We start from the raw sequence: 14,329 nt of genomic DNA, 5'->3' as shown, positions 1-14,329 counted from the left end.
ATTTATACGAATTTCACAGAGATACCACCCAGTGGACCGTAATCTGCATGAATAGTGTCACCCGCTTTTACCGCAACCGGACGGGTAAAGGAGCCTGCCAGAATCACTTGACCGGGTTCCAGCGCCACACCGTGAGGGGCAAAACGTTTACACACCCAGCAGATTCCGTTAGCCGGATGACCCAAGACGCCCGCCGCAAGACCGGTCTCTTCAATCTGACCGTTCAGATAGAGCAGCGCACCCGCCCAACGTAGATCGATATCCATCGGTTTAATCGGCCGACCACCCAGCACAATACCGGCATTCGCCGCATTATCGGCGATCGTGTCGTACACCTTACGGGTATAACCGGTTTCAGGGTCAGTACGATGACAACGAGCCGCAATCAGTTCTAACGATGGAATAACATAGTCCGTGGCATTCAAGACATCAAAGATGGTGATATCATCCCCTTCCAAGCGATCTTTCAGGACGAACGCCAGTTCGACTTCGATACGTGGATCAGGGAAATCAGACGCTTTAATCTCGGCACCATCGGCGAAGAACATATCATCCAATAACACGCCGTAATCCGGCTGATTGATATTCACAGCCATCTGCATGGCACGTGATGTCAGCCCGATTTTATAGCCTTTAACTTTGGCACCGTTGGCGATCTTCTGATCAACCCAAGTCTTCTGAATGGCATACGCGTCATCCATGGTCATCTCGGGGTGTTCAAGCGTCAACGCAGGAATCTGTGTACAGTCCTTCTCTGCCTGATAAAGCTTTTCCGCCGCTAGTTGTATCTGTTGTTCTGTTAGCATATCTGATTTTCACCTTCGCATTGTCTTGTGCAATCTTCGTAGCAAAACACCTGCTTGCCCATTTACCTATTCAAAGGTAGCGATTACCCTATGCCAATAATATAATTAATATATTAAGTAATTTCCAGTTTTTTTTGCTCATAGGGTCACAATGATGTCTAATTCACTTTCTCACACGTTAAGCAAAAGCTGGCCCGGTGCCAAAATTTCCGGCTGTATCGTGCTCACAATGTGCCTACTGACACTACTCACTATTGCGTTCCCAGTGGGGCTGGCCGGCCTCGCAACACTCCTGTGCTGGCTTTATATAACAATCGAGATGCCACGCCTGAAGCCGAAACAACGAAAACAGATTCTTATCTTATTAAGTATTGGCATCGCGGCCGCAGTGCTCGCATGGAGTCAGGGGGCTGCTCTATCGACTCAAGCACTGTTTGGTGAACACCTCAAACTGGCTATGCTATTAACGTCCATCAGCTTCATCGGCATGGCCAGTCAGGTAGGCAGTGAAGTAAGCAAGCCCGGTCTACGAAGCTTTATCACGACATTACTGGGAATGCACTTTTTCTCCTCAGTAGCCAACTTCTCCTCGGTAATTATTGTTGGGGATCAGCTTAAGCAGAAACAGGGAATCGATCAGCTGTCTCAATGGGTGCTCAGCCGAGGGTTCGGTATGGCAGTGCTCTGGTCACCTTTTCTAAGCCTTTTACCACTCGTGCTAGAACAGGTACCCGGCGTTGACTTAACGCAAGTGTATCCCTTTGCCATTACCCTAGCGGTGATCGGTTTAAGCTTGAGTATCATCGAAGCGCGCGTTAGGACCGCCACCGCATTACAACGTTTTTCCGGATACCCTCTGAAGGCCGAAACATTGGCACTTCCGATAGTATTAATCACGTTGATTTTGTTACTCAGTTGGCAGATGCCGCAACTGCCGATGGTCTTTCTAGTATCGCTACTGTCGATTATCGTGCCGATTGCGTTGATGACTGTAATGTCTAATGTCCGTTCCACCAGCCGGAGGGTCTCGCTACATGTGAGCGAAAAATTATCAGAGAGCCGTGCAGAAATCAGCCTCTTTATGAGTGCGGGGGTGCTAGCCGCGGGGGTTAAAGCCTGCATCGGAGTAGGTTTGATTAGCTTACCGTTTACGCAAACAGATGCGAGTGTCGCCTCTTTAGTGCTGCTAATGATTGTCGGCTTAGCCTATCTAGGCATTCATCAATTGGCGCTAGTGGCTATTTTTGCCGGCTTGCTGGCGGATATTACCGTCACCCCCAATCTAATGGCGGTCGCCTATGTGCTCGGCACTTCATTAGCGATGTCCGGCAGCACCTTCAGTGGTCTTAACTTTATTATGAAGTCTCGCTTTAACGTCACAGATGGTGAGATTATCCGCCATCAATTGCCTTACAATCTGGTGATGCTAACAGCGGGCTGCGGCATGATCTTTCTGATGCAAGCCTTGGGGGTTCAATAGTACTCAGCAGAAGCCGCCGTGCAACCATGGCCATTAAAATTGTGTGTGACAAAGCCCTTCCGAGGCTCTGGCCCAATGGCTGACTGATCAAATATCACCGATTGGTTACTAACCCAAAGCCAACTAGCTCTTCGCTCAACTCAGCTTTGAGTGCAGCTAAAGCGGCATAGCCTTGTGCCTGCTGATTACTCACCGACCCTACATCCAGGTTGCAACAAGTGACTTACTAAAGCCCTTAGCTTACCGGCTTTGACTGGTTTGTTGAGCACCGGCAAACCATGAGCGCGAAACAATTTACGTCCCTCGGGTGAACGATCAGCAGTAATAATCGCTGCTGGAATGGCCATTCCCACATATTCACGCACCTGCGCGACGGCCGCAACGCCGGTGGTATTATGGTCCAAATGAAAATCAGCCAGAATCAGTTCGGGTATCACCCCTTCACTCAGAGAATAATCTATAGCCTCGATAGCATCAATCGCCACGTAAACCTGACAATTCCATTGCTCTAGCAACGCCTTCATGCTCACAAGAATGTCTTTCTCGTTATCGATCACCAGAATCGTGCGCCCACTCAGGTCATGCTGAGGTAATTGCTGCGGCTGCAGGATCGGCTCGATCACCTCACCACTTAGGGGCACCGAGACACTGAACATCGTGCCCCTCCCCAACTGGGAACGCACCCCTACCGGATGATCTAACATCCCGGCGATGCGCTCGACAATCGCCAGCCCCAAGCCCACGCCTTTACGGCCGGTCTGATACTGATGATCGATCTGCTGGAACTCTCTAAAGATATCATCCAACCGATTTTCGGGAATACCGGGGCCGGTATCCCATACTTGAATTTCGAGCCGATCAGCACGACGGCGAGCTCCGAGTAGTACCCGCCCTCGCGGAGTATAACGAAACGCATTACTAAGAAAGTTACGCAACACTCGCATCAACAAACGCGTGTCACTCTGTACATTCAGGCCATTGCCACAGACGCGAAACAGCACCTGTCGCTGTTCAGCCACCGGTTGAAACTCCACTTGCAGCATACGAAATAAGTAGTTGACGGGAATACTGATCAGGTCGGGCTGTACCGCATTTTGATCTAAACGGGAGATATCCAATAGATCACTGAGCAGCTCTTCAGCGCCTTCCAACGCCATATGTATCCGTTCAACGAGATGATTATTATCCTGCTGTAATTCTCGCTCTTGCAGCGTCGAAACCAGTAACCGCGCGGCATTCAACGGCTGTAACAAATCATGACTGGCGGCCGCCAAGTATTTATCCTTACTCTTATTGGCCTGCTCCGCTGCATCTCGCGCAACTTTCAGCGCTTGCTCTATCGCTTTACGCTCGGCGTTTTCACTCACCAGTTGCTGATTCAAAGAAACCAGCTCTCGGGTGCGATCCGCCACTCGCTGCTCTAACTCTTCATTCAAGCGCTTTAAGTTATTCTGCGCTTTTCGACGCTCGGTAATATCTGCAACAAAAACTTCTAGCAGATCCCCTCGATCATCTTGTTTTAACAATACATTCAACGAGACCGCCACAGCACTGCCATCTTGACGCTTAAATCGGGTCTCATAACCAAACAATTTACCGCACAGTTGTAGCTTGGCTAATAACGGCGAATATTCATCGGCATCGAATAATAGATCGGTGGCAAAGGCATCAACCCGACGACACAGTTGCTGCGGATCGGTATAGCCACAGATTCTCGCCAACGCAGGATTTGCGGTAATGAGGCCATTATCAAGCCGCGCTTGAAAGATACCGTGCTGTGCATGATCGAAGATCAACTTATAACGGTTGCGCTCAGCTTCCAGCTCTTCAATCTTAGCGACTAACTCCGGATAATGACTCTTGCGAGCGGACTGCCCACCGAGTCCCATCAGGCGCTCGACAGTCAGACGATCACTGGGAGAATAATGAACCTCAGAGCGCTTCTTCATACACGACCTCGACATCCCGCTTATTAGATTTACGCGGATTTGTCAGAATGCAGGGATCTCGAATCGCTTTAGCAGACAAGGTAGGTATATCGCTAAGATTAACGCCGCTCGAGGCTAGCCCTTCCACCAGCCCGACATCGTGTTTTAATTGAATCACTCGATCCTGCAGCCGCTTATGCACCATCTGATTACTCATGCCTCGCGTATCGATGCCCATCGTTTCAGCCACAACACGAAATTTATCTTCTGACGATTTAAAGTTAAAACCGATCACGTGTTCCAATAACATGGCGTTACACATCCCATGTGGCAGATCAAGAAAACCGCCGAGACTATGCGACATCGCGTGTACCGCACCGAGAATCGCATTTGAAAAAGCCAACCCCGCCTTCATGCTACCGAGCATCACTTGTTCGCGTAATTTAAGATCCGTCGGATCTTTCACCAATGCCACTAAATTATCATTCACCAGCTTAATGGCATCAAGCGCATGCATATCCGTCAGCGGGCCCGAGCCTGTCGATACAAAGGCTTCAATCGCATGTACCAGCGCATCGATACCGGTACACGCGGTTAAAAAGGCATCCATCGTCAAGGTCGTTTCCGGGTCGATGAGCGAGACATCGGGCACCACCGCTTTACTGACAATAGAAATTTTCATCTTTTCCTGCTGATCAGAGATGATAGCAAACTGCGAGACATCAGCCGATGTACCGGCCGTGGTAGGAATAAATATCAAGGGTGGAATCGCCACCTCAATGGTATCCACGCCTTCAAATTCGAGAATATGGCGATTATGTGTGGCAACGATACCAATACCTTTAGCGCAATCCATCGGACTACCGCCGCCGACGGCCACAATCAAGTTACAGCCCTGCTGACGATAAAGCTCAGCGCCTTTCATCACCTCTTCAGCACGCGGGTTAGGCGAAACGGCGGTAAACAACTCATATTCAAAGCCGCCCATGCGCAGATCTTGCACCACCTCATCAATCCAACCGGCCGCCACCACGCCGGGGTCCGACACCAGTAATATCTTGCGCGCACCAAATGAGCGGGCGAAGTTAGCAACTGTTTTTCTAGCGCCAACGCCAAAGACAATTTCAGGGGCCACAAATTTACGCAGGTTGGCAATATCATTACTCATTTTGGATCCTGATCAAAGTGAACAAGTCACTTATTTTATTGTTATTGTGCGCATGATCGCTCACGCGTAGAGGCATGATTATAGCAGTGTTTCAGGCATAAAAAAGGCGACCCATGGTCGCCTTTAGTTATAAAGAAAATAGCAAATTAACTGATCAGATTAAGCAATAGCTTATTCAGACGGTTAACGTACGCCGCAGGATCATCCAACTGACCGCCGGCGGCTAGTTGCGCTTGCTCAAACACCACCAACGCTAACTCACCGAAACGATCTTCATCGGCTTCGTTATCCAGCTTGCTGATCAATGGGTGCTCTGGGTTGATCTCAAAGATTGGCTTGCTTTCAGGTACAGCCTGTCCCGCCGCTTCCATGATCTTACGCATCTGCAAGCCCATATCATAAGCGCCGAGCACAACACAGGCAGGAGAGTCGGTCAGACGATGCGTAATACGCACTTCACTCACCTGTTGTTCAAGGCTAGTTTTCAGACGCTCGGTCAAACCTTCGAGTTCTTTAGCCGTCTCTTCCTGAGCTTTCTTCTCGTCTTCGTTCTCAGTTTCACCCAGATCCAGTTCACCTTTGCTGACATCCTGGAATGACTTACCGTCGAAATCGAACAACTGACTCATCAGCCACTCATCGACGCGGTCTGACATCAACAACACTTCGATACCCTTCTTACGGAAGATCTCAAGGTGCGGACTATGCTTAGCCGTATTGTAGTTTTCGGCCACTGCGTAGTAGATCTTCTCCTGACCTTCCTGCATACGGGCAACATAATCGTCTAGCGAGACACTCTGTTCTGAAGAGTCATTGTGAGTCGAGGCAAAACGTAACAGTTTGAGGACGGTTTCACGGTTAGCTTGATCTTCAGCAGGACCCTCTTTCAGCACTTCGCCGAATTCAGTCCAGAATTTGGCATACTGTTCAGGATCATTTTTAGCTAGCTTACCCAGCATATCGAGTGAACGTTTAGTTAACTGAGTTTTCAGTTTTTCAACCACGGGATCTTTCTGCAGAATCTCACGCGAAACGTTGAGTGATAGATCGCTGGTATCGACAACACCTTTAATGAAGCGCAGATACATTGGCAAGAACTGATCGGCTTGATCCATAATAAACACGCGCTGAACGTACAACTTCAAACCACGAGGCGTATCACGATTCCACAAATCATAAGGCGCATGGGCTGGCACATACAGCAAGCTGGTGTAATCCAATTTACCTTCGACGCGGTTGTGGCTCCACTTCATCGGCTCTTGGAAATCATGGGAGATGTGTTTATAGAATTCTTTAAACTCATCATCGCTGATATCGCTTTTCGAACGGGTCCACAATGCCGTCGCCGAGTTAACCGTTTCATCTTCCAGCGCAGCAGGCTCTTCACCCTCTTCAACCGGCTCAGGCTCTTTCTGCATAATCACCGGCAGTGAAATATGATCAGAATATTTACGGACCAAGTTACGCAGGCGGAAACCATCGGCAAATTCAGTTTCATCATCTTTCAGGTGCAGAATAATGGTGGTACCGCGCTGTGCTTTTTCAACCGCCGCAACGGTGAATTCACCTTCACCCTGAGATACCCAATGCACACCGTTAGAGGTTGACTCACCCGCTTTACGGGTAATCACTTCCACCTCTTTAGCAACGATGAAAGCAGAGTAAAAACCAACCCCAAACTGACCGATCAGTTGAGAATCTTTCTTTTGATCGCCGCTCAGTTCAGACAAAAACTGAGACGTGCCCGATTTAGCAATCGTACCGAGGTGCTCAATCACATCCTGACGGTTCATACCCAAACCGTTATCATCGATAGTAACGGTGTTAGCCTCTTTATCGAATTCAACGCGGATACGCAGATCGCCATCACCTTCGTAAAGATCATTATTTGATAATGCTTCAAAGCGCAGTTTGTCGGCGGCATCCGAAGCATTCGAGATCAACTCACGAAGAAAGATCTCTTTGTTTGAATACAAAGAATGAATCATCAGGTGAAGCAATTGCTTCACTTCAGTTTGAAAGCCAAGTGTTTCCTGCTGAGTTTCTGTGCTCATCTATCAATTCCCAATCTTATTGTGACAAAGATTTACTGTTAAAACGTTTACCGTTGAACCTAAAGATGGGGACAGCCCCTTGCTTTTCAAGGGGACGATAGAGAAATGCCGTACAAATTACTCCATTCGGCTGATCACCAATTGATGCAATGTGCTGGAATTAAATTCGCGTCGATAAAGAATCACCACCACACCAGTCGCCATCAACATGAACAGCCACGGATTGATAAACCAGGCCAACACCGACAAACTAAAATAATAGGTCCGCAGACCCAAATTAAAGTTATTCGCCGCCATTGAACTCATAATCGCTAACCGCGATGCATAGGCTTTCACTTCACTCTCTGAGGCATCAGCGGGTTGCGGTGCCCCACCGATCATCACGGAGGTAAAGCCATACTGACGCAGGCTCCAGGTAAACTTCAGAAACGCATACACAAATAAACCAATCAATACTAGCAGCTTCAATTCCCACTCGGATTTAGTGGCATGACTGACAAACGGAATATCCCCCACCACATCGATCGCTTTATCCGTAGAACCGAGCACCGTCATTAAGCCCGCTAAAATAAGCATGGTCGAAGAAGCAAAAAATGATACGCTACGCTCCAGATTGGCGACCGCTGCCGTATCAGCAATACGGACTTCTCGTCGTAACATGCGCGTCATCCATTCCAAACGATAGCTATGCATGACACTGGCAAGACAATAACAACTCTTCGCTCTGCGGCGTGAATAGGAGTTATAACCTTTAAAACAGAGCAGAAACCAGCTCAGCGCTAACAGATTCAGCCAGTTGGTATGAAGAAAGTTAAGCAACTGTTCCATAGGTATTCCCGTCAATTAAAAGCAGAGTGTCATTGTAAATAAAACAACAGGATAGACAACCTTGCTCAGCCAATATTCCAAGCTTCTCCTAGGCGCTGCTTTCGCTCTGGCGACCACACTGATTATGAGCCTAGCAGCGGCACTCACAAAATACACGGCAGAACAGATTTCTATTGAACAGATCGTGCTGGCACAATTTATCTGCTGCACTTGCGTCATGCTGCCATGGCTAAGCCGTCACGGGCTCAGCGCCATTAAAACAGATAAACCGGGATTACACCTGATCAGAGGATTATCCGGTTGGCTGGGTTTTTATAGCTACTATTTAGCGCTCAACGAAATCCCCCTCGGCGAAGCGGCTTTGTTACGTAACGCCGCGCCCTTAATCGTGCCTTTACTGGTTTGGGTCTGGTTAAAATATCGCCTACCTCCCATCAACTGGTTACCCGTTATTATCGGTTTTATCGGTATTGCCTTGGTACTCAAACCCGAAGCAACCCCATTTAATCCATGGCATCTTGCTGGGATTGCTTCGGCGGTCTTACTCTCGATATCCATTGTCACCACTCGCGTATTAACGATGTCAGAACCAACCAACCGCATTTTATTCTATTATTTCGCTCTCTCAGCTCTCTTTTCGTTGCCTCTTGCCTTAGTCGATTGGCAACCCATCGCACTTACCAATCTGCCATCATTGCTGGCCATTAGTGTGTCTATCTGGTGTACCATGTGGCTATACACCAAAGCCTATAGTTATGCGAAAGCAACCATCATTGCCCCGATTAGTTATTTTGGGGTACTGTTTGCGGGCTTGCTCGGCTGGCTTTTTTGGCAACAGCTACCGGATATAATGTCCTTGATCGGCGCGGCATTAGTGATCTGCGGCGGCATAGGCTCTGTATGGCTGGGACGGGAGAAAAACTGATGTATCTAGACCTATCTGATCTATTTTGGCTTACCCTAATGGTGTTATTACTACTGCACTGGTGGCAATCGCTTAAAGTCAAAGAGGTAGCACTGAAGGCCGCCTCATCGCATTGTAAAGAACTCGATCTACAGCTCTTAGATCAAAGCGTCTACCTGCGAGGCCTCTGGCTGAAGCGAGATCAACAGGGCAAGATAAGGATCTGGCGATCCTATCTATTTGATTTCACCGCCACCGGCGATGACCGCGCTAAAGGACGTATCGTACTACTCGGCTTACTGGTGACCGGCATCACCCTAGAAGCGCATCGCATTTAACGCAACAAACTCGAGATTAGCGTTCGAGAACGACACGGTGCGAGAGCGGCACTGTTTACTTACCCGCGAAGATGATTGAAACCATGATCAGAGCTGTAACACCACCAGCTTTAATGGAAATTGGCCATCTGGGGAAGGAAAATCCGCTTCAGGCTCAAGCCGCGTCACTTGATTAATCGGTCGCCCGGCTTTAAGCGCACAACGGTGTAAGATATCAAGCCATTCATCATAGCCAACACTGGCAACATTATTAGCACACACTAACTGCCCACCCGGACGAGTGGCCAGCAATGCGGGCTTCAATACACTCGGGTAATCACGGATGAGATCCACCGTGCCAAAGGCACTTTTAGCCCAACGCGGCGGATCTAAAAAAACCAGATCGAACTGCTCTGCATCGATACGAGGAAAGGGTTTAGGCTTACGTCCCCGACCGACTCGCTGCTTAATCGGTAAACCGGCGAGTTGCTTAGCGGCGGTAAAAAAATCACTCTGAAAAAAACTAATCTGTGCTGCATCTAGCGCGTTGAGTTGCGCATTCTGGCGACCGATATCCAACGAACGGGTCGAGAAATCGACATTCAATACTCGTTTCGCGCCTGCTGCAGCAGCCACGACGCCGACACCACAGGTGTAGGAAAACAGATTTAATACCGATTTACCGGCGGCATGCTGCTGTATCCAGCGTCGTCCGGCGCGCATATCGAGAAACAAGAGCGGATCTTGCCCCTCATGCTTAGCCTTCACTCGATAGCGAATGCCCAACTCATGAGCAACCCCTTGCCAGTGATCCACTTTAAAGTCATCACGGCGACGAGAGTTAGCCGAACTTCGATCGTTATAGACACACTCAAGGGTACAGCCCAGCGATGCCTCTACCTGTTGTTGAATCGCGCTCACTTGCTCATCGGTAATTGATTCATGAAATGTCTGAATCAATAACTGAGGCCCATAACGATCGACAGTCAGACCGGGGAAGCCCTCATTAACCCCATGAAACAGCCGATAACAATCACTGTTTTCAGCCTCTAGAGCTTGCAGTAATGGGCCTCGATGGCGTAACGCCGTTTGAATCAAATCAAGCATCAAAATTCCTTAAGCAGAGTATCAATCAATTCGAGTCTCTCTAGCGGGCTGTCTATTGCCAATAAGCGCTGTTTACTGACGCTTGAAAAAGGTAACAACGATGCCAACTGAAAACTAAAGGCTTCAGCTGTCGCAACACGAATCTGAGAAGCGTCGAATGATAACAGAGAATGCTGCTGAAGATGTGTGCAAATCGCGAGATAACGGGCCCACTGCGCATCGCTCATCGTCGAAGAATCGACTAACGGCTCACTATGGCCGTGCAACAGGCCATCGCTATCTTGAGTAATATCTGTGACGCTAACTCGCTGCTGTCCTTGCACCTCAATAGCGATCATCTGATTCGGCAACGGTTGCCAATCAATAATGGTGGCGGTGGTGCCTAACGGATAAAAATGATGATCTCCATGGACAGCCTCTCGCGACTGCACGACAACAAAAGCGGCATGATCGGCGAGACTTTCTTTAACTAAGCGCCGGTAACGCAACTCGAAGATTTGCAACGGCAGTAAGGCACCCGGAAACAGCACAACAGGTAGAGGAAATAACGGTAACGTTTTCATCCACTCATTATAGAGCGTTAACCGCTATCGGTGATAGTTCAGAATAATTGTCCTGATATATAAAAAAACGCATCGGCTATACAGCGTCGATGCGTTTTGGTATCACAAGCCTGCGCTTAGAAATTAAACACGCGCGCATCGCTATCCATTAGAGCCTCCGCCATCGCCGGTGGTTTCGCCATACCTACGCCGTCAATCAACGCATCACCCGCGACGCCTTTATTAGGCAGATACAGGGCACACACCTCTACTTTCGCACCACCTAACATGAGCTTTTTCATCAGTTCCTCGGGCGTCACATCGTTAGGCTTCAACGCTGCACTTTGCTGCTCTTTGAGCGCCATATCACCAGCACTATCACACAAAAGTACACTCACCTGCGCACCTTTAGCCTGCATCGCATTGCCCAGCACCATCGCCATACCACGGGTTTGCTGTTCCGCACTGGTTAGGGTAATAACAACTTTATCAACCAGCTCAGTTGCCGCAGCAGTATTCGCGACAACAGGAGCACTCAGTGCGGTGGTCATCGCCATCGCTGTCATTACTTTTTTCATTAGGTTTCTTCCAATAGTAAAAAATCGTTGTAGGGAATATTCAGGTAAAGCCGTTACTTAGCCGGATGCCATGCAACCGCACGATCCACCTTATAGCTCCAAGGTAGTCCCGAGTTACGCCAGCCGTTAAGTGCCCGTACACCTTTAGAATCACCCTCTTTCAACTTGCCCCCCTCAAACCCATCGACCACGGTCCAGACGTTGGTATAGCCTTGCTCAGCGAGGACATCCACCGCCGGCGCACTGCGTGTTGAACCTGAACGACACATCATAATGATCGGTGTATCGGTGGTCGCGTTGAGCTGCGTCAGCTTATCCGTTACCTGCTGAACAAAGTTTGTGTTCTTCACCATCGCCCAGCCTTGCTTATCATTCCAGCGCTGCGTATCAGCCACCATCCAAGGTACATGAATACGTGTTGGCGTCGCAAAACCGGTAAACTTAATCTCAATAGGATCACGCACATCGATCAAAATAGCGCGGCTATCTTGATTTAAAATATCCCATGCTTCAGTGGCCGTCGCATAGAGATCGAGTTGGGTTTGCGCTGAGGCTTTAACAGGCTTTTCGGCGGCAAATGATGGTGTCACCATCAAGCAACTCAATAGGCTGGCTGCAATCAGTGTTTTTCTCATTTCCATTCTCCAGAAGTGTTTCCTCATTTGATGAAAACACTATATTAGAGAATGCTAATAAATAAAAGACTTAAATAGATTAATACCCATAAAAAAGCAAAAAAAAACCACTCCGAAGAGTGGTTTCTATACTGAGGCGAATCAATCGCTCATACTGCGATCACGCTCGATAGTCTTGAGAAAGCTTCAACGTGGATAAGGTGCGCTGTCGGATATTACGTAGTAACTCACCATTATCGGTCAACGATTGACCATAAGACGGTACCATCTGTTTCATCTTCGCCTGCCACTCAGGCGTCGCCATACGTTCGGGAAAACAGCGTTCAATCACATCAATCATGGTTGGGGTTGCCGTTGAAGCCCCTGGAGAAGCACCCAGCAACGCTGCCAGACGCTTGTCTTCAGAGGAGATAACCTCCGTGCCAAATTCCAGCTTACCCTGCCCCTTTTCATTTTTCTTAATGATCTGTACTCGCTGCCCCGCGTAAGACAGTTCCCAATCTTCATCCTTGGCATCGGGGAAAAAGCGCCGCAATGAATCGACTCGGTCGGCGTGAGACTGCATCACCTCGCTGATCAGGTAACGCGTCAGATCCATATTCTTAATACCGACCTGCATAATCGGTTTAAGGTTGTTGAGTCGCATACTCAACGGCATATCCAGCGCAGAGCCTTTTTTCAAAAACTTCGTGGTGAAGCCGGCAAACGGCCCAAATAACAGTGCACGCTTACCATCAATAACACGGGTATCTAAATGCGGCACCGACATCGGTGGTGCCCCAATGGGTGCTTGACCATAAACCTTAGATAGGTGTTGTTCAACAATCTCAGGTTTCTTACACACCAACCATTGACCACTCACAGGAAAGCCGCCGTAACCGTCGCCTTCTGGAATACCCGACATCTGTAACAGTGGCAATGCGCCACCACCCGCACCAAAAAACAAGAACTTAGTACGAATACTTTCAGTCTTGCCCGTATGACCGTTCTTAACCTCAACTCGCCAATCGCCATCACTATATTGCGACATGCCTTCAACCGAGTGACTCAGCAACAGATCGAAACCCTCTTGCTGCTGCAGATAGCTAACCATATTGCGGGCCAGTGAACCGAAGTTCACATCAGAACCATGCGCTACCCGAGTCGCCGCAATCGGCTCATCGGATTGGCGATTCTGCATAATCAGTGGCATCCACTGACGCAACACATCAGGGTCTTCGGAAAACTCCATCTCTGCAAATTGCGCTGTCGCACTCAACGTTTCATAGCGTTTACGCAGAAAAGCGACATTTTCGGCCCCCATCACAACGCTTTGATGCGGCACATTATTGATAAAGTTGTGCGGTTCAGGCAGATGCTGTTGCTCGACGAGATAAGACCAAAACTGCAAACTTTGTTCAAATGCGGCGTTAATATCAAAAGCCTTGTCGGTATTGATACTGCCATCATCATTCTGAGAGGTATAATTGAGTTCACAATAGGCCGCGTGACCCGTACCCGCGTTATTCATCGCATCGGTACTTTCTTCAGCCACATGATCAAGACGTTCGACCATGGTGATTGTTAGGGAGGGATCCAACTGTTTTAGCAGAACCCCCAATGTAGTGCTCATTGCACCTGCACCAACCAGCAGTACATCAACAGATTTTGAGGTCATACAAACTTCACCACTTTATATAGAAATATGGATGCAGAGACCCTTTCAGAAAGGAAGCTTTTGGCCGAACAAGCGCATACAACAATAGAACTAGTGATATAACCGCTTGATATAACTGAAACAATCCCTGGTAGTCTGAGTAGATACACTTAATGCTCGCTCGAAAAAGCAATTCAACAATATCTCAGACTTATGCTGTGCCGCTGATTATACCCATTCCAACGAAAAAATCTTGTGCATCGCGGTAAAATGTCATCATCCCTTAGGCTTATTGTCATCCTAAAGTAGTAAGCGTATGAACGTAAGGAGGATTGTAAAACAGATT

The 14,329-nt window shown here is 48.4% G+C and carries 13 protein-coding genes; 3 read left to right on the top strand and 10 right to left on the bottom strand.

The genetic code is table 11. The features are described 5' to 3' along the window. Nucleotides 1-2 precede the first annotated feature (2 nt). Complete coding sequence (gene hpaH / locus Q4488_RS01890) at nt 3-806, bottom strand: 2-oxo-hept-4-ene-1,7-dioate hydratase (protein WP_303578753.1); 804 nt, start codon at nt 804-806, stop codon at nt 3-5. A gap of 154 nt (nt 807-960) precedes the next feature. On the opposite strand from hpaH, the gene Q4488_RS01885 reads away from it, so the two are divergent. Further along, the gene (locus Q4488_RS01885) at nt 961-2,286 is read left to right on the top strand and encodes a hypothetical protein (protein WP_303578752.1); all 1,326 of its coding nucleotides are present in this window, start codon (nt 961-963) and stop codon (nt 2,284-2,286) included. A 185-nt stretch (nt 2,287-2,471) separates the two neighbouring features. Here Q4488_RS01885 and Q4488_RS01880 read toward each other — a convergent pair whose 3' ends face one another. The 4 genes from Q4488_RS01880 to Q4488_RS01865 form a co-directional block, all read right to left on the bottom strand. Continuing rightward, nucleotides 2,472-4,235, bottom strand: a complete 1,764-nt coding sequence (locus Q4488_RS01880) for a NahK/ErcS family hybrid sensor histidine kinase/response regulator (protein WP_303578751.1) — start codon at nt 4,233-4,235, stop codon at nt 2,472-2,474. Beyond that, nucleotides 4,219-5,382, bottom strand: a complete 1,164-nt coding sequence (gene ercA / locus Q4488_RS01875; RefSeq protein ID WP_303578750.1) for an alcohol dehydrogenase-like regulatory protein ErcA — start codon at nt 5,380-5,382, stop codon at nt 4,219-4,221. Before ercA ends, Q4488_RS01880 begins: the two co-directional genes overlap by 17 nt. A 146-nt stretch (nt 5,383-5,528) precedes the next feature. Next, complete coding sequence (gene htpG / locus Q4488_RS01870; protein ID WP_303578749.1) at nt 5,529-7,436, bottom strand: molecular chaperone HtpG; 1,908 nt, start codon at nt 7,434-7,436, stop codon at nt 5,529-5,531. Nucleotides 7,437-7,553: 117 nt separating this feature from the next. Continuing rightward, nucleotides 7,554-8,264 (bottom strand): DUF599 domain-containing protein, encoded by a 711-nt coding sequence (locus Q4488_RS01865; protein WP_303578748.1) that lies wholly within the window; start codon nt 8,262-8,264, stop codon nt 7,554-7,556. 61 nt (nt 8,265-8,325) lie between these two features. Here Q4488_RS01865 and Q4488_RS01860 point away from each other — a divergent pair, with 61 nt between their 5' ends. Then, nucleotides 8,326-9,189 carry a DMT family transporter gene (locus Q4488_RS01860; RefSeq protein ID WP_303578747.1) on the top strand — a complete coding sequence of 288 codons (864 nt, stop codon included), beginning with the start codon at nt 8,326-8,328 and terminating at the stop codon, nt 9,187-9,189. Further along, nucleotides 9,189-9,506, top strand: coding sequence for a DUF3301 domain-containing protein (locus Q4488_RS01855; protein WP_303578746.1), 318 nt, complete (start codon nt 9,189-9,191; stop codon nt 9,504-9,506). Before Q4488_RS01860 ends, Q4488_RS01855 begins: the two co-directional genes overlap by 1 nt. 87 nt (nt 9,507-9,593) lie before the next feature. Here the strand turns inward: Q4488_RS01855 and Q4488_RS01850 are convergent, their stop codons facing one another. The 5 genes from Q4488_RS01850 to mqo form a co-directional block, all read right to left on the bottom strand. Beyond that, the gene (locus Q4488_RS01850; protein WP_303578745.1) at nt 9,594-10,592 is read right to left on the bottom strand and encodes a class I SAM-dependent rRNA methyltransferase; all 999 of its coding nucleotides are present in this window, start codon (nt 10,590-10,592) and stop codon (nt 9,594-9,596) included. Then, nucleotides 10,592-11,155: an LON peptidase substrate-binding domain-containing protein gene (locus tag Q4488_RS01845; RefSeq protein WP_303578744.1), complete on the bottom strand. Its 564-nt coding sequence runs from the start codon at nt 11,153-11,155 to the stop codon at nt 10,592-10,594. The genes Q4488_RS01850 and Q4488_RS01845 overlap by 1 nt, the downstream gene beginning before the upstream one ends. Before the next feature lie 116 nt (nt 11,156-11,271). Further along, nucleotides 11,272-11,712 carry a DsrE family protein gene (locus Q4488_RS01840; protein WP_303578743.1) on the bottom strand — a complete coding sequence of 147 codons (441 nt, stop codon included), beginning with the start codon at nt 11,710-11,712 and terminating at the stop codon, nt 11,272-11,274. A gap of 53 nt (nt 11,713-11,765) precedes the next feature. Further along, nucleotides 11,766-12,347, bottom strand: a complete 582-nt coding sequence (locus tag Q4488_RS01835) for a rhodanese-like domain-containing protein (RefSeq protein WP_303578742.1) — start codon at nt 12,345-12,347, stop codon at nt 11,766-11,768. A gap of 160 nt (nt 12,348-12,507) precedes the next feature. Beyond that, nucleotides 12,508-14,004 carry a malate dehydrogenase (quinone) gene (gene mqo, locus Q4488_RS01830; RefSeq protein ID WP_303578741.1) on the bottom strand — a complete coding sequence of 499 codons (1,497 nt, stop codon included), beginning with the start codon at nt 14,002-14,004 and terminating at the stop codon, nt 12,508-12,510. Nucleotides 14,005-14,329: the final 325 nt, after the last annotated feature.

Origin of the sequence: Amphritea sp. 1_MG-2023 (assembly GCF_030547545.1) — a bacterium.
Taxonomy (GTDB): domain Bacteria; phylum Pseudomonadota; class Gammaproteobacteria; order Pseudomonadales; family Balneatricaceae; genus Amphritea.
The sequence above is the reverse complement of the archived record's forward strand: the minus strand, read 5'-3'. Positions and strand labels throughout refer to the sequence as shown.